The 23,667-nt window shown below is 47.5% G+C and carries 22 protein-coding genes; 11 read left to right on the top strand and 11 right to left on the bottom strand.

What is annotated here, in order from left to right; all coding sequences use genetic code 11:
• The first annotated feature begins 34 nt into the window (after positions 1–34).
• A complete protein-coding gene (locus tag GXP22_05555; protein ID NOX08942.1) occupies positions 35–2,176 on the top strand; it encodes a sensor histidine kinase in 2,142 nt (713 codons plus the stop codon).
• Here GXP22_05555 and GXP22_05560 read toward each other — a convergent pair.
• The 4 genes from GXP22_05560 to rluD all read right to left on the bottom strand — a co-directional run bounded on the left by GXP22_05560 (position 2,162) and on the right by rluD (position 4,960).
• On the bottom strand, positions 2,162–2,947 hold the full coding sequence (locus GXP22_05560) for a ZIP family metal transporter (protein ID NOX08943.1): 786 nt from the start codon (positions 2,945–2,947) through the stop codon (positions 2,162–2,164). The genes GXP22_05555 and GXP22_05560 overlap by 15 nt on opposite strands.
• 129 nt (positions 2,948–3,076) lie before the next feature.
• Positions 3,077–3,217 carry a hypothetical protein gene (locus tag GXP22_05565; GenBank protein ID NOX08944.1) on the bottom strand — a complete coding sequence of 47 codons (141 nt, stop codon included), beginning with the start codon at positions 3,215–3,217 and terminating at the stop codon, positions 3,077–3,079.
• A 30-nt stretch (positions 3,218–3,247) separates the two neighbouring features.
• Complete coding sequence (gene pgeF, locus GXP22_05570) at positions 3,248–3,979, bottom strand: peptidoglycan editing factor PgeF (GenBank protein ID NOX08945.1); 732 nt, start codon at positions 3,977–3,979, stop codon at positions 3,248–3,250.
• A gap of 18 nt (positions 3,980–3,997) precedes the next feature.
• Positions 3,998–4,960 (bottom strand): 23S rRNA pseudouridine(1911/1915/1917) synthase RluD, encoded by a 963-nt coding sequence (gene rluD, locus GXP22_05575; GenBank protein ID NOX08946.1) that lies wholly within the window; start codon positions 4,958–4,960, stop codon positions 3,998–4,000.
• Positions 4,961–5,112: 152 nt separating this feature from the next.
• Between rluD and GXP22_05580 the strand changes: the two genes are divergently transcribed.
• Complete coding sequence (locus GXP22_05580; protein NOX08947.1) at positions 5,113–5,856, top strand: outer membrane protein assembly factor BamD; 744 nt, start codon at positions 5,113–5,115, stop codon at positions 5,854–5,856.
• 11 nt (positions 5,857–5,867) lie between these two features.
• Here GXP22_05580 and GXP22_05585 read toward each other — a convergent pair whose 3' ends face one another.
• The 4 genes from GXP22_05585 to sucC all read right to left on the bottom strand — a co-directional run bounded on the left by GXP22_05585 (position 5,868) and on the right by sucC (position 10,131).
• Complete coding sequence (locus GXP22_05585; GenBank protein ID NOX08948.1) at positions 5,868–6,206, bottom strand: P-II family nitrogen regulator; 339 nt, start codon at positions 6,204–6,206, stop codon at positions 5,868–5,870.
• Positions 6,207–6,245: 39 nt separating this feature from the next.
• On the bottom strand, positions 6,246–7,877 hold the full coding sequence (locus tag GXP22_05590) for an NAD+ synthase (protein ID NOX08949.1): 1,632 nt from the start codon (positions 7,875–7,877) through the stop codon (positions 6,246–6,248).
• A gap of 227 nt (positions 7,878–8,104) precedes the next feature.
• Positions 8,105–8,971, bottom strand: coding sequence for a succinate--CoA ligase subunit alpha (sucD, locus tag GXP22_05595; GenBank protein ID NOX08950.1), 867 nt, complete (start codon positions 8,969–8,971; stop codon positions 8,105–8,107).
• Positions 8,968–10,131 (bottom strand): ADP-forming succinate--CoA ligase subunit beta, encoded by a 1,164-nt coding sequence (sucC, locus tag GXP22_05600; protein NOX08951.1) that lies wholly within the window; start codon positions 10,129–10,131, stop codon positions 8,968–8,970. The genes sucD and sucC overlap by 4 nt, the downstream gene beginning before the upstream one ends.
• A gap of 128 nt (positions 10,132–10,259) precedes the next feature.
• Between sucC and GXP22_05605 the strand changes: the two genes are divergently transcribed.
• The 9 genes from GXP22_05605 to zapD all read left to right on the top strand — a co-directional run bounded on the left by GXP22_05605 (position 10,260) and on the right by zapD (position 20,045).
• Positions 10,260–10,484, top strand: a complete 225-nt coding sequence (locus GXP22_05605; protein NOX08952.1) for a hypothetical protein — start codon at positions 10,260–10,262, stop codon at positions 10,482–10,484.
• Positions 10,481–12,082 (top strand): PAS domain-containing protein, encoded by a 1,602-nt coding sequence (locus tag GXP22_05610; GenBank protein NOX08953.1) that lies wholly within the window; start codon positions 10,481–10,483, stop codon positions 12,080–12,082. The genes GXP22_05605 and GXP22_05610 overlap by 4 nt, the downstream gene beginning before the upstream one ends.
• Complete coding sequence (locus GXP22_05615; protein ID NOX08954.1) at positions 12,082–13,452, top strand: sigma-54-dependent Fis family transcriptional regulator; 1,371 nt, start codon at positions 12,082–12,084, stop codon at positions 13,450–13,452. The genes GXP22_05610 and GXP22_05615 overlap by 1 nt, the downstream gene beginning before the upstream one ends.
• 345 nt (positions 13,453–13,797) lie before the next feature.
• Positions 13,798–14,217 (top strand): prepilin-type N-terminal cleavage/methylation domain-containing protein, encoded by a 420-nt coding sequence (locus GXP22_05620; GenBank protein ID NOX08955.1) that lies wholly within the window; start codon positions 13,798–13,800, stop codon positions 14,215–14,217.
• A gap of 211 nt (positions 14,218–14,428) precedes the next feature.
• Positions 14,429–16,111 carry a type IV-A pilus assembly ATPase PilB gene (gene pilB / locus GXP22_05625; GenBank protein NOX08956.1) on the top strand — a complete coding sequence of 561 codons (1,683 nt, stop codon included), beginning with the start codon at positions 14,429–14,431 and terminating at the stop codon, positions 16,109–16,111.
• Positions 16,112–16,246: 135 nt separating this feature from the next.
• Entirely contained in the window at positions 16,247–17,371 is a 1,125-nt protein-coding gene (locus tag GXP22_05630; protein NOX08957.1) for a type II secretion system F family protein, read from the top strand.
• Between the two features lie 11 nt (positions 17,372–17,382).
• Positions 17,383–18,264, top strand: a complete 882-nt coding sequence (locus tag GXP22_05635; protein ID NOX08958.1) for a prepilin peptidase — start codon at positions 17,383–17,385, stop codon at positions 18,262–18,264.
• A complete protein-coding gene (locus GXP22_05640) occupies positions 18,264–18,863 on the top strand; it encodes a dephospho-CoA kinase (protein NOX08959.1) in 600 nt (199 codons plus the stop codon). Before GXP22_05635 ends, GXP22_05640 begins: the two co-directional genes overlap by 1 nt.
• Before the next feature lie 351 nt (positions 18,864–19,214).
• Positions 19,215–20,045: a cell division protein ZapD gene (gene zapD, locus GXP22_05645; GenBank protein ID NOX08960.1), complete on the top strand. Its 831-nt coding sequence runs from the start codon at positions 19,215–19,217 to the stop codon at positions 20,043–20,045.
• On the opposite strand, the gene GXP22_05650 is transcribed toward zapD, so the two are convergent.
• The 3 genes from GXP22_05650 to argJ are packed head-to-tail and all read right to left on the bottom strand — an operon-like array spanning position 20,038 to position 23,571.
• Positions 20,038–21,429, bottom strand: a complete 1,392-nt coding sequence (locus GXP22_05650) for a trypsin-like serine protease (GenBank protein NOX08961.1) — start codon at positions 21,427–21,429, stop codon at positions 20,038–20,040. The two genes, zapD and GXP22_05650, sit on opposite strands and share 8 nt — an antisense overlap.
• Positions 21,420–22,412 carry a Nudix family hydrolase gene (locus tag GXP22_05655; GenBank protein NOX08962.1) on the bottom strand — a complete coding sequence of 331 codons (993 nt, stop codon included), beginning with the start codon at positions 22,410–22,412 and terminating at the stop codon, positions 21,420–21,422. Before GXP22_05655 ends, GXP22_05650 begins: the two co-directional genes overlap by 10 nt.
• Positions 22,381–23,571 carry a bifunctional glutamate N-acetyltransferase/amino-acid acetyltransferase ArgJ gene (gene argJ, locus GXP22_05660; GenBank protein NOX08963.1) on the bottom strand — a complete coding sequence of 397 codons (1,191 nt, stop codon included), beginning with the start codon at positions 23,569–23,571 and terminating at the stop codon, positions 22,381–22,383. The genes GXP22_05655 and argJ overlap by 32 nt, the downstream gene beginning before the upstream one ends.
• Positions 23,572–23,667: the final 96 nt, after the last annotated feature.

Consider the following 23,667-nt stretch of genomic DNA (forward strand, 5'->3'; position numbering starts at 1 on the left):
AGGGGCGAAATTGAGAAATTCAAGGATTTAATATATGGATCAGCAGAGTAACTCACCGAGTCATATGAAAAATGATTTTCATATCCCATGGTGGAAAAGCCTTGTCTTCAGGATCCCTGTTGCATCGCTCTTGCTGGTTATGCTTCTGATATCCATCTCTTATGCCGCACTGTATCAGGTCACTCGACCCAATCTTGAAAAAACAGCGAACACATTATACGCCGAATCAGGTGAACGCCTGATTGCCTCTATCTATCAACAAACAGCAATTGCATCAACCCTAGCCAGGACTATTGCCAATGTTATGAGTCAATTGCCAAAAAACAGCAAACAGATTAAAGAGATATTTCCGCAACTACTTCAGGTCGACAAGGAGTTTAACCCCTACATCGCTGGAGGTGGCATGTGGCCTGAACCCAGGTTATTCACCCCCGATACAGAACGTTCCAGCTTTTTCTGGGGCAAGGACAAACAAGGAAACGCCTATTTCGTTAATGATTACAATAACCCTGATGGCCCCGGTTATCATCATGAAGAATGGTACGTTCCTGTCAGACATCTACCCAGGGACGGTGTCTACTGGTCCAGAGCATATACAGACCCCTACACCAGGCAACCGATGATCACCGTCTCTGCTCCCATGTACCGCAAAGAGGCATTTTATGGCGTGGTCACAATTGATCTTTATCTGGGCAGATTACAACAATTATTAATCGAATCATCCCTGATCTTCAATGGCTATTCATTTATCATTGACAGAAATAATTATTTTGTTGGCAAACCACCTGATAAATTACTAAGCCAATCCCCTACTGATTCCTTATTTGATGTAATCACTATTATCCCCGGGGCTCAGGATATATTACAGGCAATCAATACCTATAGAGCAAAACAAATACAAACATCACTAACATCGAATAACACACTGATGGAAACTGCCCGATTAATCACGCAGGAAAGTCCCGGCATTGATACTAATGAGGCCTATTTTATTGCCTCACATCTAACTAGTGCCCATCCGGAAAACTACTTTGAGAACCATCTCATCAACTCTTTATCCATTGCCAATAATTCCAGGGATGTCAATTTATTTGAACTACCCGGACTCAACTGGACTCTTGTCACCGTTGCGCCAACAGCATTTAAAGATTCGTCATTCACAGCTATCGTCAAGATGAATTTTATCACGCAGTTGGTTGGTATTATCTTTGTTTCAATTATTGGTTTTATCTTACTGCAAGGCGCACTCATTCAACCACTGGACAAGATAACCCGAATACTGCGAACATCAACCAATGATGAACAAAAAACAATAATTATCAACCAGAAAAACGAATTAGGCGCTATCGCATTCTGGCATAATCGATATGTATTGGAAAAAAGCCAACTCAACCTCTCTCTCAATAAAAAGGTAAAGGCGCGGACAGCAGAGCTACAAATAGCCAAAGAGGAAGCGGAACAGGCAAACAAGGGGAAAAGCCGTTTCCTTGCCAATATGTCACATGAATTACGCACCCCTATGCACGGCATTCTTGGCTATACAGACCTGTGCCTGCATCAGGATCAGAATAAAAAAACCAGAGAATTCCTTGGCCATATCAAGAGTAGTGCCATTCGCCTGACAGGACTACTCAATGACCTGCTTGATCTGGCAAAACTAGAAGCTGGAAAAACCGAGCCTTCTTTTAATAAGAACGATCTTACCCAGCTGGTGCATCAGTGCATCACTGAAGTACACACCCTCAGTAACGATAAAAAAATAAATATAACAGTCAATACCGATCAATCCGTCACCGGCCTGTTCGACAAAAAATTAATGATTCAGGTTGTCATCAATTTGTTATCTAATGCTATTAAATTCAGCCCGGAAAATAGTTGCATAAAGATCAATATCGAGACAGTCAGTGAGCGACTCAATAATAAAGAACAAATAGTTCTAAAACTCAGCGTAATAGATCAGGGTATTGGCATCCCCGAAAACGAACTAAAAACGGTTTTCGATAAATTCGTCCAGAGCAGTAATACTAAAACAAAGGCGGGGGGTACCGGGCTAGGTTTACCTATTGCCAGGGAAATACTCAATATTCACAAAGGAAGGATATGGGCAGAAAGCCCGGTTGAGCAAGATACCGGCACAGCATTCCATCTAGTAATACCAGCATTAATGCAGGGTTGAATGGGTAAAATAAATCACCAACACACCCAGGGTAATTAATGACACCTGCTGCACTGTCGCACTCAACTGCACACGTTTATGCAAACCCGGAATAAGATCAGCCACAGCAATATAGATAAAACTGGAGGCGGCAATGGCTAATATATAAGGCAGCGCAGCCTGTGCATCCAGCAGGCTATAATAGGCTATCACCGCACCAACCAGGGTAGCCAGACTTGCCAGCATATTGTAAACCAGCGCCTTCATTCTGGAATAACCACTGTGCAACAATATTGCAAAGTCACCCACCTCTTGCGGTATCTCATGTGCCGCCACCGCCATACTGGTCACAACACCCAGATGAATATCGGTCAAAAAGGCAGCGGCGATGAGAATACCGTCCACCAGATTATGGATACCATCACCTACCAGAATCATCACACCCGTAGCCGATTTACGTGCCTGTTCATGTTCATCCGCACCATGAACCTCACAGTGCTCTGCATGACAATGCCGCCACAACACCATCTTTTCCAACAGAAAAAACCCTAACAAACCAATCAATACACTCCCCGTAATCAGGTGAAAATCTTCAACCCCGGGCGATCCCAGCGCATGTGGCAATAAACCCAGAAAGGCCGCACCAAGCAATGCACCAATGGCAAAACTAACAAAATGAGGGAGCAACCGGGTACGCAGATTTTCTGGAAACAGGAGGAATAGCGAGGCCGCAGCCACACTTAACAGACCACCCAATAGGGAAAATAACAGGATCCAGGATAAGATCGGCATGGTTGACACTCAAATCAATTAAAAACAAGAGGGAAATAATACGCAGAGTATAAAGCATTCCACCACAGATTTTTAATCATTAAATATTTTTTATTGCTGCCCCGTTAACTCAAGAGACAGGGATTACGCTTATCTACCAGAGACCCTTGCCCGCATGGACGCGGGCGTGGAGCCTACACGCCTACATGGATGTAGGTAGGTAGAGCAATGCAGGAGCAATTGCCGACGGATGTATTCACGGCGTGTCTCTGGTAGAGAAGCGTGATTCATGTCTCGAATTTACCAAGCATATTTTATCTTTCAAGGAGACGTTAACCAGACAAGACTCGCCATACGTCCGGTGACACCATCACGGCGATAGGAATAAAAACGCTCCTTATCGGCATAGGTGCATAAGCCGCCACCATAGATAGCACTGACCCCGCAGGACTGCAAACGCTGTCGCGCCAATTCATAGATATCCATTAACCAACGCTCGCCATCTTTAACAAAGCCCCGTTTTGCCATCACCGAATGAGCGACAAATGTGCTATAAACATCATCACCCACCTGAAAATGTTCAGGACCAATAGCAGGCCCCAACCAGGCCATCAACTGCCCGGCATCCGCGCCCATCGTCTTCAAGGTTTGCTCAATCACCCCGTTAGCAAGACCACGCCAACCGGCATGAACCGCTACCACCTGTCGACCCTGCTGATCACAAAGCAATAAGGGCAGACAATCCGCAGTCAATACCGCACAGACCTGACCTGCTTGACGGGTATAGACAGCATCAGCCACAGGAGAAGTATCAGAGCAAGGCAACTCAACAACTACACGCCCATGCACCTGCTGTAACCAGATTGGTGTCGAGGGCAAGGCCAGTCGTTGTTGTAAAACCTGGCGGTTTTGTGCCACACAAGCCGGGCTATCACCAACATGGTCGCCCAGATTAAGGGTGTCGTAAGGGCAATCACTATCGCCACCCACACGCGTCGTCACACAGGCATGAACATTGGATGGCGCGGGCCAGTCAGGAACGATCAGATCCAGACAATATTCATCAGACAACTACTGATCCACTTCAAAGTCACGCCGCAAGACCTCGATCATCTCCTGCATATCAGCCGGCACTGGCATATTCCATTCCATCCCTTCACCCGTCACGGGATGGATTAATGCCAGACGCGTAGCATGCAATGCCTGATGCCGGAAATGTTGCAGTGCCTGCCGCAGCTCATCAGAGGCACCCTTGGGTTGACGTAATCGCCCCCCGTAAACCATATCCCCTAACATGGGATAATGAATATGCATCATGTGTACGCGAATCTGATGGGTACGACCACTCTCAAGTCGTAACCGTAAACGACTGTGTGCCCGATAGCGTTCCACCACCCGATAATGCGTCACCGACTCACGTCCACCTTCAACCACAGACATACGCTTACGTTCCACCGGATGCCGCCCAATTGGTGCATCCACAGTACCCCCAGAGGGCATCACACCCGATACCAGCGCCTCATATTCGCGTTCAATATCACGCGCTTGCAGTTGTTGCACCAGATAATTATGCGCCAACAAGGTACGTGCAACCATCAACAGACCACTGGTATCCTTATCCAGTCGATGCACAATACCGGCACGCGGCACACCGGCAAGTGCCGCATCATGATGTAATAAGGCATTCTGCAGAGTACCACTCGAATGGCCTGCCCCAGGATGCACAACCAGTCCAACCGGCTTATTGATGATAAGCAAGCTGTCATCCTCATACACAACATCGAGATCAATCGGCTCCGGCTCACAATGAACCTCTTCCTCAATCTCGGCATCAATCGTTATCGCTTCGCCACCCTTAACCTTATCTTTGGGACGAACAGCCGGCTTACCGTTCAGCAATACCTGTTGATTACGCACCCACTGCTGCAAACGGCTACGGGAATAATCCGGAAATAATTCAGCCAGCACCTGATCCAGCCGCCGACCGCTACAATCCTCCGGAACCTCACCACTCAATTCAATCTTGCCTAACATTCTTTATACAACCCCTTTAACCACCGGAAATATCCTCGCTGCCCGTCAACTCAAGAGACGGGGATTGCTCTTCTATTTTCCGGTATACTTCACAATATACAAACGTCATAATATACCTTCTAAAAATCAACAATCAACGAGACATGAGAAATATGCGCGCACTCAAACTCATCCCGATCATCCTCCTGATCCTGATCACAGGTTGTTCCCTGCTCCCCGAACAGATCGATGAAACCAAAAGCTGGTCTGCACAAAGAATTTATGAACGTGCCCAGGAGGCCATGCGCAATCAAAATTACGAGGCCGCCATTAAATACTTTGAGAGCCTGGAAGCACGCTATCCCTTTGGCCGCTACGCGCAACAAGCACTCATTGAGACCGCCTACGCCTATTACAAGTTCAGTGAGCCTGATTCCGCCGTGGCAACCGCAGATCGTTTTATCAAGATATATCCTCAACATCCTCATACCGACTACGCCTACTACCTAAAAGGCCTTGCCAATTTTTCCCGTGGCGATAACTTTATCGACAAGTACCTGCCAAGAGACCCATCGGAACGCGATCCGGGTGCTTCACGTCAGTCCTTTCTTGATTTTGCCGAGCTAATCAAACGCTTCCCGCGTAGCCAATATGCCAAGGATGCTGGTCTACGCATGGCTTTTTTACGCAATAATCTGGGGTGGTATGAAGTTCATGTTGCTGACTATTACATGCGCCGTGGCGCTCATATTGCCGCAATCAATCGTTGTAAACACGTCCTGAACAACTACCCGCAAACTCCAGCCATTCCCAGGGCGCTGGAAATCATGATCGAGGCCTACAAGATACTGGACATGGATGACCTGGCAGCCGATGCCCAGAAGGTACTGGATCTAAACACCCTATCCGGGACGTAGGAACGCATCACTTAAATAGCGGAATCATCCTCTTCGCCGGTACGAATACGCACGATCTTTTCCACATTAGTGACAAAGATCTTGCCATCACCGATCTTGCCAGTACGAGCGGCATTGGTAATGGTCTCAACGCAACGATTAACGTCATCACTGGCGACCACAATCTCAATCTTCACCTTGGGAAGAAAATCAACCACATACTCAGCCCCTCGATACAGCTCGGTATGTCCTTTCTGCCGTCCAAAACCCTTCACCTCAATAGCGGTCATGCCAGAGATACCAATCTCGGATAGAGCCTCACGCACATCATCCAGCTTAAAAGGTTTAATAATTGCTTCCACTTTTTTCATGGATTTACTCACTCCTGAACATAATTGAGACCACAAACATCAGTCACTGTCCGATAGTATACTGATATTATCAGAGTTAGTATAACCTGAGGTTAACGGGTAACGCCGATCACGACCAAAGGCCCGCGAGGTAATACGGATACCCGGTGGTGCCTGACGACGTTTATATTCATTACGATCAACCTTAGTGGCAATATCATTGACCACCGATGCCTCATAACCCATAGCAATAATATCCGCCACGCAGAGATCACGCTCGACATACATCTCCAGTATCGGATCCAGCACCTCGTAGGCAGGCAGACTGTCTTCATCCTTCTGATCCGGAGCTAACTCAGCCGATGGTGGCCGATCAATGACCCGTTGCGGGATAATTTCCTGCTCCCGATTCAACCATCGGGACAAGGCATAGACCATCATTTTAGGTAGATCCTTAATTGGCGCAAAACCACCCGCCATATCGCCATACAGGGTTGCATAACCGACCGACATTTCACTCTTGTTACCTGTCGTCAACAACACCCGGTTATTCTTATTGGCAATCGCCATCAAAATTACACCACGACAACGCGCCTGTATATTCTCTTCCGTCGCATCCACCGGACGACCGGCAAACTCATCCTGCAATAGATTCAGAAAGCCATGAAAGACATTAGCAATCTCAATTACACTGTATTTCACACCCAGCGTCTGCGCCTGCTGGCAGGCATCCTGCTGACTCATATCGGCAGTATATTCAGATGGCATCATAACCACCTCCACCGCATCAGCACCCAGTGCATCCACAGCAAGCGCCAGGGTCAGGGCAGAATCAATCCCACCTGATAACCCGATCACCACCCCAGGGAAACGATTTTTACGCACATAATCACGAATACCGAGGACAATAAGCTGATAGATTACCGCCTCAGGCGCAAGATCCAAAGCAATCTCACCCGCTACCGGCTCAACTTCATCACCCCTCTGAAAGACTACCGGATACAAGCCTTCAACTGCCAATGGTGCACGTTGAGTCACCCTGCCACCCCGGTTCATCACCAGAGATTCACCATCAAACACCAATTCATCCTGACCACCCACCAGATTGACATAAACCACCGGGACACCAATCTGCGCCACACGCTGCCGCAAGATCACCTCACGTTCTTCTTTCTTACCAATATTAAATGGAGAGGCATTTAAATTAAGCAAAATCTCGGCTCCCGCATCACGCGCCTGCAAAGCCGGGCCCGTCTGCCAGATATCCTCACAGATAGTCACACCCAGACGAACCCCGGAGACCTCAACAACACAGGGAGAATCCCCCGCTGAAAAATAACGCATCTCATCAAACACACCATAATTTGGCAGGCACTGTTTATCGTAACTCGCCACTATGCCACCATCATGGATAACGGACACCGTATTATAAAGATCGTTTTGTTGTCTCCGGGGATGTCCGACAAAGAGGTGGATATCTTCAACCTCAGCACAGATACGCGCCAGGGCAGCATCAATCTGACGATACAAGCCCTGACGCATCAACAGATCCTCCGGAGGATAACCCGACAAGGTCAGCTCCGGAAACACAATCACCTGCGCACCCAGTTCATCTCGCGCCTTAATTGCCGCATCAATAATGATCTGCGTATTCGCCGCCACATCACCAACCCGTAGATTGACCTGCGCCATTACGATACATAGGGGGATTTTATTATTTGATACCACGACCACCTCATTAGCAACCCATGGTGCGTAATACGCACCCTACCATCTCCCATACCTTCCCAAATAACTGTGAGAGATAGGGCTTGCTCTTCTTTATCAGAGACCGTTGGCCGCATGGACGCGGCCATCGAGCCACCATGGATGGTTTCACGGCGTGTCTCTGATAAAGGAGAACAAGCCCTATCTCGGATTTACAGGACTTCCTTCATCCGCATACCCATCTCCGTGGGCGAACGCACCACCGACACCCCGGCAGCCTCTAACGCCGCAATCTTCTGCTCAGCAGTCCCTTTACCACCACTAATAATCGCACCGGCATGCCCCATGCGTTTACCCGCAGGGGCCGTCACACCAGCAATATAGGCAACCACCGGCTTACTCATCTCCGTCTTGATAAAATCAGCCGCCTGCTCCTCAGCCTGACCACCAATTTCACCGACCATAATAACACCACGGGTTGCCGGATCCTGTTCGAACATCTCCAGGCAATCAATAAAACAGAGACCATGAATCGGATCACCGCCGATCCCCACACAAGTGCTCTGCCCCAGACCCGCAAGGCTGGTTTGATGTACCGCCTCATAGGTCAGGGTACCTGAACGTGACACCACACCAATCGCTCCAGGCTGATGAATCACACCCGGCATAATACCAATCTTGCATTCCCCAGGGGTAATGACACCCGGACAATTCGGCCCGATCAAATACGTATCACTACCTTGCAGGGCTGCCTTTACCTTAAGCATATCCTGCACCGGCAAACCCTCCGTAATACACACCACCACCTCAATACCCGCATCAGCCGCCTCAAGGATCGCATCGGCAGCAAAGGGTGCAGGCACATAGATCATGGTCGCATTGGCTCCCGTCTCCGCCACCGCCTGATACACCGTATCAAACACCGGCAACCCCAAATGCTGCTGCCCACCCTTACCTGGAGTAACACCGCCAAGTAGTTGTGTACCATAGGCCAGTGCCTGCTCAGAATGAAAGGTGCCTTGACTACCAGTAAAGCCCTGACAAATAACCCGGGTATCCTTATTAATTAATATACTCATGCTGCCACCATCGCCACGACCTTTTTTGCCGCCTCGCTTAAATCACTAATTGCCACTACATTCAGCCCTGAATCTTGTAACAGGGCTCGACCCTGCTCAACATTCGTCCCTTCCAGACGCACCACCACCGGCAGTTCCGTCCCAACCTCACGTACCGCAGTAATAATACCCTCGGCAATCAAATCACAACGCACAATACCACCAAAGATATTAACCAGGATGGCGCGCACCTTACTATCCGACAAAATCAGCTTAAATGCCTCGGTCACGCGCGCAGCTGTTGCGCCACCACCGACATCAAGGAAATTAGCCGGTTCACCACCCTGTAGTTTAATCAGATCCATCGTCGCCATCGCCAAACCGGCACCATTCACCATGCAGGCGATATTACCCTCCAGGGTGATGTAATTGAGTTCATGCTCACTGGCAATGCGTTCCTTTTCATCCTCCTGACTAATGTCCCGTATCTCCAGCAACGCCTTTTGGCGAAACAACGCGTTATCATCCAGATTGATCTTGGCATCAAGCGCTAACAAATCACCTGACTCAGTAATCACCAGTGGGTTAATCTCCAACAAGGAGATATCCTTATCCTGAAACAACCGATATAGCCCCAGCATAATACGTGTCAACTGTCCTAGTTGAGCCCCTTTCAAGCCCAGACCCACACCCAGTTTCCGGCACTGATAGGCTTGTAGACCCGCAGCAGGATCCACCTGTTCAGTTAGAATAGCATCCGGATCATTACTCGCCACCTCCTCAATATTCATCCCACCAGCCCGGCACGCCATGAATACAATACGTTCACTGGCACGATCAACCAGGGCACCAAGATACAATTCCTGCTCCATCGCAACCGGTGTCTCAATCAGCACCTCGTGTATCGGCAAACCCTCCGTCCCGGTTTGCGGTGTCACCAGATAACTGCCCAGCAAAGCCTCCGCCTTGTCAGCTAAGGCATCAAGACCGGATATCAACTCGACACCACCGCCCTTGCCACGTCCCCCGGCATGAACCTGCGCCTTAATGACCCATTGATCACCACCCAGTTCGCGTGCCGCTGCCAGTACCGCCTCTACCGTACCCGCAACCTGTCCCGCTGGTGTGGGTATGCCGTACTGATTAAATAGCTGTTTAGCCTGATATTCATGCAAATTCATATTATCTTCCCAGGATCAATTAGAGGTTCCATAACAGGCATTGTGCAGAAAAAATCAGGTCTTGCCAAATATTTCACTGCAAAAAATGCTAAGGTAAGTCCTGAATCACAAAACGGGTTAATAAACACATGTTCAAAACACTGGTCTTACTCGCAGCCCTCTGGCTTGCCATACGTCTGCTACGTAATTGGCTAGAACAACGTAACGCTAGTCTGACATCAGAAAAACAAAAAAATGGTAGCATGGTTCAATGTCACTACTGTGGCACCTATATCCCGGAACAAGATTCAATTTATAGCGATGGTAATCACTACTGTTGCAATGACCATCGTGACAATGAAAATGAATCATGAAGCAAAACTCCGGCGTAAATTCACACCTACATAGCGATGACACCCTGACCTGGAAGCCGCTGGGCTTGCTCACGTTATACCGGATTGCCCTGGCAACTTTATTGCTGATTCTGTTTTTTTTCGCCTCCGATTATCTGCCGCTGGGAAGCCGCAAACCCGGGCTTTTCACCCTGATTGGCTTCGCTTACCTGTTATTTGCCTTTAGTGCCGCACTCACCGCACAGCTACGCCGCCCTAACTACAAACTACAGGTATTTACCCAGATCGTTATTGATTGCCTGGTCATCACCTTATTACTCTATACCAGTGGTGGACAACAAAGTGGACTCGGTTTTCTACTCATCGTTGCTGTTGCCACCGGCAGCTTGTTAATGCCGGAACGCATTGCCTTCCTGTTTGCGGCTATTGCCACGCTTGCCATACTCGGTGAACAGAGTTATAGCTTGCTACAAGGCTATAATCTTGGTCAACACGGATTCATACAGGCAGGAATTCTAGGTGTTGCTTTATTTACCACCGCATCGCTTGCCTATATCCTGGCAAAAAGAGCCCATACCAGTGAAGCACTGGCAGAACAACGTGGCATTGATCTCGCTAACCTTGCCACATTAAATGAACACATCATCCAGCAACTACCGTCAGGCGTTATTGTTGTCGATCAACAACAACAGATTCGTCTGGCAAACCAGACCGCTCGCAAGATATTATCTCTGGTTCAGCGCAATCAGTCATTGCATCATGTGGCACCTGAACTGGAACAACAACTCAAACAGTGGCAACAAAACTCGGCTCTAACCGCCAAGCAATTTCATGTACAGGGTAATAATCAGACATTAACACCCAGCTTCACCCACCTGGGTGATGGCTCAGCCATACTCATCTTTATTGAAGATTCAGCCAAACTGGCACAACAATCACAGCAAATCAAACTGGCGGCCCTGGGGCAATTAACCGCCAGCATTGCCCATGAAATCCGTAATCCACTGGGGGCAATCAGCCATGCAGGCCAATTACTCAACGAATCCAGCCATCTTGATGCCGATGACAAGCGCCTGATTGAGATCATTCAAAATCATAGCCAACGGGTTAATCGCATTATTGAAAGCATCCTTCAGGTATCCAGAAGAAGCCCCGCTCAATCACAAATATTCCAACTGAAGACATGGTTAAAAAGCTTTGTTAATGAGTGGCAACAAAGTGACCCTGACAACACATGGATTATTAATACCCGGATGGAGAATGATAAGCTGGAGATACACTTTGACCCCGGACATTTGCATCAGGTGTTATGGAACCTGTGTCAAAACGCACGTAAGCACAGTGTTAACAGTCGTAAACAACAGATTGATATCCGTGCAGGCATTGATAATGACAACCAGCAACTCTGGCTTAAGGTCATTGATTATGGTGAAGAGATTGATGCCACAACAGTCAGCAATCTATTTGAACCCTTCTTTACTACTGCCACAGATGGTACCGGACTTGGTTTGTATATCGCCAGAGAGATTTGTGAAAGCAATCAGGCTCAACTGGAGTATCATCCATCGAGTAGCGGAGGTAACTGTTTTTGCATCCACTTTACGCGTAAAATAGAATAATGAAAAAACCCATCGCACTTATTATTGATGATGAACCGGATATCCGTGAACTGTTAGAGATAACCCTTGGCCGCATGAATATTGATACCCGTGCTGCCGCAGATCTTAAACATGCCTATACCCTGCTAAAGGAACAGGATTTTGACCTGTGCCTAACGGATATGTGTCTGCCCGATGGCGACGGTCTGGAATTTGTACACCATATACAGGAACAGGGCATTGATATTCCAATTGCAGTGATTACCGCTCATGGTAGTGCCGAGAGTGCTGTGCAAGCACTAAAATCAGGGGCCTTTGATTTTGTCTCTAAACCGGTCGATCTACAGGCACTCAGGAATATGGTCAACTCTGCCCTATGCCTGTCCAACCCGAATCAGGGAGAACAGCCTGATCGCCGTAGCCGTGACACCCTGATTGGTGACTCCAGGGTTATGCAGGAAATCAGAGCAACTATCACTAAACTGGCTCGTAGTCAGGCTCCAGTATATATTAGTGGTGAATCCGGTACCGGCAAAGAACTGGTTGCCCACCTGATCCATGATAAAGGCCCTCGTGCAAAGAAAAACTTTATCCCCGTTAACTGTGGTGCCATCCCTACTGATTTAATGGAAAGTGAACTCTTTGGCCATAAAAAAGGCAGTTTTAGTGGCGCCATTGCCGATAAGGACGGCCTGTTTCAGGTTGCCGATGGTGGCACCCTGTTTCTTGATGAAGTCGCTGAACTACCATTACACATGCAGGTAAAGCTACTACGGGCAATACAGGAACGCCGCATTCGTGCCGTCGGTAGTAATACCGAAACCAGTGTAGACATCCGTATCCTCTCGGCGACTCACAAGAACCTGGCACAACTGGTTGAAGAAGGTAGCTTCCGCCAGGATCTATATTATCGACTTAATGTCATCGAACTCAAGGTACCCAGCCTACGAGATCGATATGAGGATATCCCGATATTAGCTCAACACATACTCGAAAAAATGGGGCAGCGTCTGACTACCCGCCTACCCACATTGAGCAAACAGGCTATTAGTGCCCTTAACAGCTACCACTTCCCCGGCAATGTCAGGGAGCTGGAAAACATCCTGGAACGTGCCACCACCCTGTGTGAAAGTGAGCAGATCAGTCAGGATATCCTTGGCTTACCAACCAGCACCAGCGGAGAACCCCCTCGGCAAAGCATTAATCCCCCGGCCACCGACAGCCTCGAACCGGGTTCGATACCACTAGAAGATTATCTGGAAAACGTAGAAAAAGAAGTGATCCTCAACGCGCTGGAGAAAACCCGTCATAACAAGACAGCCGCCGCCAAACTATTGGGAGTCAGCTTTCGTGCCCTACGCTATAAGCTCAAAAAGCTGGAACTGGATTAAATCCGGAGAAACCCTTTGAGCCCATGTGACGCAAATGGTCACATTCTGACCCTTTACAGCATAAACAAACACTGACCTTTTTTGTCTCTTCACCAAAACCAGCACTAAAAAACCATATTCAATATTATTAAAATAAAATAATAAATATATAACCACATGATTAAAAACAACATTAAATATATATTTAGAAAAAAACAGCCGCTACAACCCCAACTCACAAAAAACTGGCACGCATCATGCTTTAGTAATTCATAACAACAGGATGTTGCTTTTAAAACGGATTTTTAAAACAGATTTAAATACATTACTTACATACTCTCAAGGAGATTTACCATGCAAATGCAAATGCCCACTCAACAGAAAGGTTTCACCCTTATTGAATTAATGATCGTTGTTGCCATTATCGGTATTCTGGCCGCAATCGCTATCCCTTCCTATCAGGACTACACCAAGAAAGCACGCTTCTCCGAAGTAAAATCCATGACCGGTGGTTACAAACTAGCGGTTGAACTCTGTATACAGGATCAGGGTGTTGCCATTGGTGGCACCGTCGCAAACTGTGGCACCGGCTCTAATGGTGTTCCGGCTGCAATCACAACCAATCGTGGTAATGTTGCCTCTATCGCTGTTTCAGGTGCTGGTGCGATCACGTCGACAGCTGTTTCAGCTGCGGGTGGTTACACCTACATTATGACACCTGCTGTTGCTGCAGGCGGCATCGACTGGACTATCACAGGTACCTGTTCAGCGGCTGGTTACTGCTAAAAGATCCACCTGGTCTTAAACAAGACCACAAAAAGGCCCCTCTTCGGAGGGGTCTTTTTTATGCCGGTTCAATAAAGGTAATGAAATAATTAATCAACACATCCTTGTTTATACCCTGCTAAACAGGTTATATTTGAACCGTTGAAAGTCCCCGTACAAATCCAGAGAAAAGACCTTAATACATATGGCTAGCACAGAAACAAATATCGCACTGAGTGGTCTGGCTAAACGGCTGGTTACTGATAAGCTAATGAGCCCCGAAGATGCCGCTCATGCGCAAGAAGAATCCAGCAAGAAACGTCAACCTTTTGTGCGTTACCTGATTGAGAACAAGCTTACCGATAGTTATTCCATTGCCTGGTCTGCCTGCCAGGAGTTTGGTATTCCCCTGTTTGATCTTGATAGTATTGATGTCGATTCGTCTGCCGCCAACATGGTCGATGAAAAACTAATTCGTCAGCATCATGCGATCCCCTTGTTCAAACGCGGTTCACGCCTGTTTGTTGCCGTATCCGATCCCACTAATCTGCAAGCACTGGATGAGTTCAAGTTCCACACGGGTAATACTACCGAACCGATCCTGGTAGAAGAAGACAAGCTTCAGGCAGTCATTGAAGCAATGATGGAATCCATGAATTCCAACATGACCGACCTGCTGGATGATGACCTGGAAAATCTTGACATCACCTCTGGCGAAGAAGAGGAAGACGATGATGATGAATCCGGTATCGACGACACCCCCGTTGTTCGCTTTGTAAACAAGATCCTGCTGGACGCCATCAATAAAGGTGCCTCGGATATTCACATTGAGCCCTATGAAAAAGACTTTCGGGTTCGTTTTCGCCAGGATGGTGTACTCTCCGAGATTACTCACCCGCCACAGGCACTGGCCAAACGCATTGTTGCCCGCCTCAAGGTCATGAGTCGCATGGATATTGCCGAACGTCGATTACCACAGGATGGTCGCATCAAGATGCATCTATCCAAGACCCGTTCCATTGATTTTCGTGTCAATTCCTGTCCCACTCTGTTTGGTGAAAAAGTCGTATTACGCATCCTGGATCCCAGCAGTGCCAAATTGGGTATTGATGCACTTGGCTACGAAGATGAGCAAAAGAAATTATTCATGGAGGCACTGGAAAAACCCTACGGCATGTTACTGGTGACCGGACCAACGGGTAGTGGTAAAACGGTTTCGTTGTATACCGGCCTGAACATTCTAAACACCGAAGATCGCAATATCTCCACCTGTGAAGACCCTGTTGAAATCAACCTGTCCGGCATTAACCAGGTCAACATGAACCCCAAGGCAGGCCTGACCTTTGCCTCAGCCCTACGCGCCTTTCTACGTCAAGATCCTGATATCATCATGGTCGGTGAGATTCGTGATACTGAAACTGCCGAGATTGCCGTCAAGGCGGCGCAAACAGGTCACATGGTTTTGTCTACCCTGCATACCAATGATGCCCCGCAGACACTGACACGTCTCACTAATATGGGTATCCCGAACTATAACCTGGCAACCGCCGTTAATTTAATTATTGCCCAACGACTGGCTCGCAGACTCTGTAAAAACTGCAAAGAACAGGATGATATCCCGGAAGATGAATTACGTGCCCAAGGTTTTGAAGAAGAACTCATCCCTAACATGAAGGCCTACAAAGCAGTCGGGTGCGAACAATGCAAGGGTGGCTATAAAGGTCGTGTCGGTATATACCAGGTTATGCCTATCTCTGAAGAGATGAAGCGTCTGATTATGGAAGATGCCAATTCCATCGAGCTGGCTGATCAAGCTAAAAAGGAAGGCATCCCCGATCTACGTGTATCCGGGTTACGCAAGGTAGCACAAGGTGTCACCAGCCTTGAAGAAATCAATCGGGTTACCAAGGATTAATCCAGTCACATACAACTCATTAGAGGGTTTCTAATTTTGGCAACAAAAAAAAAGGCACTAAGTAAGTTTAACTGGGAAGGCACCAACAAGGCCGGTAAGAAGGTTAAGGGAATAACTGAGGCCAAAAGCCCGGCTATGGTCAAGGCCGAACTGCGACGCAAGGGCATTACCCCAATCAAGGTGAAGAAGAAATCGGATTTTTTTGCGAATGCACGATCACCAAAGCCGATATTACCCAAGGACATTTCTATCTTCACTCGCCAACTGGCAACCATGATGGCCGCCGGGGTACCGCTGGTTCAATCCTTTGACATTATCGGCAGTGGGCATGACAACGCCAGCATGCAAAAACTCATCATGGAGGTTAAGGCTGATGTTGAAGGCGGTAGCAACCTGGCTGAGGCCTTGTCCAAACACCCCTTATACTTCGATGATCTAGTTTGCAATCTGGTTGAGGCAGGTGAACAGGCGGGTGTACTTGATACCCTGTTGGACAAGATTGCAACCTACAAGGAAAAAACCGAACTTTTAAAGAGCAAGATCAAAAAGGCTCTGTTCTATCCGGTAGCGGTACTGATCGTTGCCTTTATTGTTACTGCTATCCTGCTGATTTTTGTGGTTCCCCAGTTTGAAGAATTATTCAATGGCTTTGGTGCCGACCTTCCTGCCTTTACACAAATGGTGATTCGACTATCCGAATGGATGCAGGAATGGTGGTGGGCAGTACTCGGCACACTCTGGGCAATAAAGAATGGTATCTCACAGGCCAACCGCCGATCCAAGGCCTTTAATCGAGGCGTTGACCGATTACTATTAAACTTACCTATCGTCGGTGAGATATTGAACAAGGCATGCATCGCGCGCTACGCACGCACCCTGGCAACCATGTTTGCTGCTGGCGTGCCATTGGTTGAGGCACTACAAAATGTGGCTGGCGCCACCGGCAACGTAGTTTATACCAATGCTATTTTAGCCATGAAGGATGAGGTCTCAACCGGAACACAACTACAAGAGGCAATGACCAGTGCCGATGTTTTTCCGAACATGGTTATTCAAATGGTCGCCATTGGTGAGGAATCCGGCTCCCTGGATCACATGCTGGGCAAGGTGGCTGACTTCTATGAACAAGAGGTCGATGATGCTGTTGATGGTCTAAGTAGCCTGTTAGAACCTATTATCATGGCGGTACTAGGTGTACTTGTTGGTGGCTTGATCATCGCCATGTATCTACCCATATTCAAGATGGGTTCAGTGGTATAAAAGAGAATACTATGGAAGCTTTGATTGAACTATTACAACAAAACCAGAACTTGCTCATCATCAGCACCTTAATACTGGGTTTAATGGTCGGTAGCTTTCTCAACGTAGTGATCTATCGACTACCCAAAAAGCTGAACCAGGAATGGACACACCAGTGCAAGGTTCTGCTAAATCCGGAACATAACGAAGAACCACCCAAGGCGATTAGCTTACTCTGGCCTGGCTCTCATTGCCCCCACTGTAAGCATGAAATTACCGCACTACAGAACATACCGATATTGAGTTATCTGTTACTCCGTGGTCAATGCGCAAACTGCAAACAAGCTATTTCACCGCGCTACCCGATCATTGAGGCCATCACAGGCCTATTATCCGGCTTGCTTGCCTGGCACTTTGGTTTTAGCTGGGCACTACTAGGTACTCTGTTGTTATTCTGGTCACTGATCTCACTCACCATGATTGATATTGATCATCAGATCCTGCCCGATGTCATCACCCTGCCGTTACTCTGGATTGGCATACTGTTCAATTACCATAGCATCTATATCAGCCTGCAAGACAGCATACTCGGGGCAGTATTGGGTTATCTCTCACTGTGGGGCATCTTCCACCTGTTCCGTCTGCTAACAGGCAAAGAGGGGATGGGTTATGGTGACTTCAAACTACTCGCCGTACTCGGTGCCTGGATGGGATGGAAACTCCTTCCTACTATTATCCTGTTATCCTCCCTGGTCGGTGCTGTTGTTGGTATTGCTATGATCCTGATCCTTGGTCGTGACCGTCAGATCCCCATTCCTTTTGGCCCTTACCTGGCTGGCGCAGGTATCATTGCATTATTTCAAGGGGATGCAATCACCAGTGCCTACCTTAACTGGGCTGGACTTGCTTACTGATGCTGCGCATTGGTCTCACGGGGGGTATCGCTAGCGGAAAAAGTGAAGCAGCCCGATTATTTGCTTCATTCAATACACCCATCATTGATGCCGATGAAATTGCCCATCAACTAACTCAGGCAGGACAGACGACACTAACCCGTATCAGCCAATGTTTTGGGAAAGAATATATCCACAGTAATGGCACACTGGATCGTAGCCGATTACGCACATTGATATTCGCAGATAATAACAAGCGCCAACAACTTGAGGCTATTCTACATCCCCTGATCCACCAAGGTATGAGCGAACAACTGGCACGCCTGCACGACCCTTATTGCATCCTTGTTATTCCTTTATTATTTGAAACCGGATTTACTGACCTCATTGATCGCATACTGGTTATTGATACTCCGGAACAGAACCAACGACAACGAGCCAGTCAACGCGACAAGACTTCTACTGCCAGTATACAGGCGATTATCGACAGCCAGACGACACGCCAGGAGCGCATCAGCAAAGCCGATGACATTATTTATAATGATGCTAACCTGGAGCATCTATATCAACAGGTAGAGATACTTGATAATAAATATCGAGACCTCGCCAGAGCTAGATAATACTGGACAAGCATAGAAAACACGCATAAAGTCTATGCTTGTTCCCGTGCGGGGGCAGGGGGAATTGAGGAATAATCATTAAGGAACCTCTGATCAATTATATATTGTGACTGCGTGACCTGAAGAGTGCAGTTGCAAGGCGCAATTCGAAGCTAATGGCCTGAGTCCTTGGCGAGAGTTGTAACGTAGCAAATGTGCGCTTCAGACCGCGCCCGTAGGGGCTTACAGGTCTGTCCGTGCTCGGCGTTATGATTTTTTACCAGACCCAGGCATGGCTTCAAAACCATGCCTTGATCACGAACAGACCTGTAAGCCAGGCATAACATATAATTGATCAGGGGTTCCTTAGTAATGAAAAATGCTGCCAGCAACATACCGGAAGACTCTCCTGTGGCCGAATCACCACAAACAGCTCAACACAAAATTATCTATGAACAGCCTCTAAACGAACGTATACGCGCCTTTTTACGACTAGAGGCACTGTTCCAGCAAGTCCGTTATCACCTATCCGGTAATAATGCCTGGGACAGTCGCGCTGCACTCTCGGGGTTTCTTGAAATACTGGATATCTTTACCCGTAGCGACCTCAAAACCGAAGTAATGAAAGAACTGGATCGACACACCGTCAATCTTGCCCGATTGGAAAAAAACCCACAGGTTGATCGTCAGCAACTCGCTCTCATCCTTGACGAGATGGATACACTAATTGACCAACTGCACAATCTGGGTGGACAACTCATTGCACCATTAAAAGACCACGAACTCATAAACAACATTCAGCAACGCAATAGCATACCCGGTGGCAGTTGTGATTTTGATCTGCCCACCTACCATTTCTGGTTACAACAACCAGCAGAGAAACGACTCCATGATATTGCATCCTGGCTATCTCACTTTGATGCCATTGCGCAATCAATAAAACTGATTCTACGACTTACCCGGGACAGCAATCTATTCACCAGTGAACTTGCCAAAAAAGGCTTCTGGCAAAAAAATCTTGATGCCAACAGCCCATGTCAGATGGTAAGAGTTGCATTACCCACAGACTCCCCCTTCTTTGCCGAGATCAGCGGCGGACGCCATCGTTTCAGCGTACGTTTTCTTCAACAGATATCACCACAGGAAAGACCCTGCAAGGCAGATCAAGACATCAGTTTCGAGATTTCTTGCTGTATCATATAGGGGACACAACGCGAAAACAGCCAATCCGGCCATTACGACACTCCAACACTATTGCACCATCCATATTGTCATCAAATATCACCTGCAACTCGCTCAGAGTATGAACCTCTTTCTCATTTGCCTTCACAATCAATTCACCTGCGAACCATTCCATTTCATCTGCCTGTGTACCCTGATGTATGTGTGTAACCACCAACGTTGGCCTTTCCTGCTCAATAGTTTGTAACATATCAATCTGTGCGTTGGCATCCACTTCACGCATTGCCTCGATAATGTCTATACTTAATTCCTGGATAACCATACCAAAAATCTCAAGGTATTTTCTCTCATCAATAATGGGGTTAGAGACGACACTTCTCTCAGGGTTACGCATAGCAATAGCTTGCACTGTATGTAACTCACCCTCTCTAAGATAAGCCATCTCAACAGATTGACCTATGGGTATCAGTTTTATTACATCGTATATATTTTTATGTCTAAAAGAACCTTCTTTACCAATAACAATACCATGACGATCAAACTCCACACCATTAACAGACAAAATAACATCACGCTTCTTCATCTTTGCCGCTTCAAGAAAACCACATGGTTTGATACTGGCAACGATTACACCTTTTGCTACTGATTGTTTTAACAGAGCGTTAAAGTTTTCTGTATTTTTTTGCAACATACCACCGAACCCGGAAAATTGAGGTTCATTATGCTGCAACAAGTTATCAATAATAATTTTTACAAATCCTGCCGGCGTTATAAAACCAATATTGTCCGCATCAATGATGACCGAGGTATTCAAACCAACCACATTGCCATCTTCATCAATACTTGGCCCACCCGAATTACCTGGATTGATAGCGGCATTCGTTACAAATCTTTCTGTTGTATATTCTGAACCTGATACAAAGTTGGTTATTTCACCCCCGGTAATATTGGGCTCGACCATGCCCATAGGGTATCCAATTGCCTTTATTTTTTCACCGCGTGATGGGCTTGATCCTTCCCTCAGTTGAAGGTACTCAATATTCCTCAGCGCAAGCTTTTTAAAACGAAGTAATTCCTTCACGGTGAGCTTAAGTAAAGCCACATCAGGATCAAGTTTTTTCACCAGCCCAACAAGCTCTGCTTTAAATCTTTCTTCACTTGTAAGCATTGAACTTATTTCAATCTTTACCGCATTCCTGGCCACATGAGCATTAGTGACGATATAACCTTCAAGATCACCATACTTAACGAAAAAGCCTGAGCCTGACCAGGTTCCGGGTATCCTGATGGCAGGGTTCAATACCGATTGAATATCTTCTTCTATATTACCTTCAACATGGATCTGCACGACACCACTCATCATGTCACGGGCAATATCACTAAACTTATTGTTATTTATTGACATGCTTTATACCCGGAAACCCCATACAAACCTGTTATCGCGGCAATACCTTGTGCACCACAAGCCCTGACCTCACCTAGATCGACAGGCAACATCCCTCCCAGGGCATAGACCGGAAATCCGACATCACGAATCAACCCTGCCAAAGCAGCCATCCCGATAGGCACAGCATGGGGATGACTCTGTGTTACCTTGACTGGAGACAAGACGACAAAATCCACACCAATACGAGCCGCCTGTAATAAATCATCTCGCGTATGACAGGAGGCTGCAACCCATTGCGCCTCGCCCAGAGGTCTTTCTGATAATGACCACAAGCGATCCCCATTCAGATGAACTCCTTGCGCACCACAGGCAGAAACCATTGCTGCATCGGCATTCAATAATATATCTGCACCATATTCCTGACACAACTGAACAACAGGGCCAGCATAATCCTGATAATCTTTTGCTGAAAGTAGCGGATCACGATATTGCACCAGACGCACACCCGCTTCCAGACTAATACGCAAATCATCCAGAAACATCGGTTGACTATAAGGTGTTGAATCCGGGGTAATCAGATAACGATCTGACAATCTAATGGCATGAATAATCGCTCGGTTAGCCTGTGGAAATGAATATTCAGCCAATAAATCCTGCGACACCCATTGCACAGGCTGACCTTCACAGGCATGCATCACACCCTGAAATTCATCCACCAGCCAGACATCAAGCAAGACCTTGCGGTCGGGATAACAATAAGGAATCTGAATCAAGGGATGAGCCGCAACCACCTCAAGATCAAGCTCTTCTTTTATCTCACGCAATAGAGCCTGATAAGACGACTCACCTGACTCCAACTTCCCTCCGGGAAACTCCCACAAATCACCCTGATCAACATTATCAGGACGCTTTGCAATTAAGACCCGAGCCCTCTTATCACGAATAACCGCAACGGCTACACGCAAGCAATCAGGATCGATATTCTGCGTTGATGCGTACATAATCATATGAGAAATCACAGGTCCACATGGATTCTTCAACCTCACCCCGACCCAATTCTACCCGGATAGTAATCTCATTCTGTGACATAACGTGTTGACCCTGCTCCTCGCTATAATCCGGATCAGGATCACCTCCGCGTATAATGCGAACATTACCCAGGTAAAGATCGACAGTAGCAATATCCAAGCCATCAACATCCGCTCGACCCACCGCGGCAAGAATACGACCCCAGTTCGGATCACTGGCAAACAGCGCCGTCTTTACCAGGGGTGAGTGGGCAATGGCATCCGCCACCGCCAAACATTCTGCACTATCGGCACCGCCCGCAACCGTCACTGTAACAAACTTGGTCGCGCCCTCACCATCACGAACAATGGCCTGTGCCAATTCCACACAAAGTTCAACCAGTAGCCGACAAAAATCACCCCATGCCGCATCGCCAGCAACGAGACCCACACCTGAACACCCGGTCGCCATCAACACACAAGAGTCATTAGTAGAGGTATCACCATCCACCGTAATCCGGTTAAACGATTGATCAACCGCCGCATGCAGGGCATCTTGTAACAGATTAATCTCGATATCAGCATCCGTCGCAATGAAAGACAGCATGGTCGCCATATCAGGGCGAATCATGCCGGAACCCTTGGCGATACCTGTCAAGGTAATGCTTCTACCATTGACCTGCATCTGCCGGGAACAGGCTTTGGCAACAGTATCAGTGGTTAAAATACCGTGTGCCGCTGCCTCCCAGCCATCAACATCCAGGGCATTCAGAGCAGGCTGAATACCGGCTTCAAGCCTGGATATGGGTAATTGTTCACCAATCACCCCGGTTGAAAAGGGCAACACCTGCTGTGTTGTACAAGTCACTAGCTGCGCCAGCACCTCACAGGATTTTTCAGCATTCAATAAACCCTGATCACCGGTTCCGGCATTGGCATTACCCGTATTAACCAAAAGATAACGAGGCAGCGTTTGCTGAAGATGTGCCCTCGCCAACTGAACCGGGGCTGCACAAAAGACGTTACGAGTAAAAACCGCAGCGCAGTGCGCACCCTTGGCAATCTCAATCACCACCAGATCACGCTGATCCGCATAACGAATCCCGGCCTCAACCGTACCCAGACGAATACCCTTAACTGGTAATAATTTCAATGCTACCTCACTACTGCCCCGTTAACTCAGGAGGCAGGGATCGCTCTTCTCTGGCAGAGACCGTTGCCCGCAGGGATGCGGGCATCGAGCCTACAC

This window comes from Gammaproteobacteria bacterium, assembly GCA_013151035.1.
Taxonomy (GTDB): Bacteria; Pseudomonadota; Gammaproteobacteria; order JAADJB01; family JAADJB01; genus JAADJB01.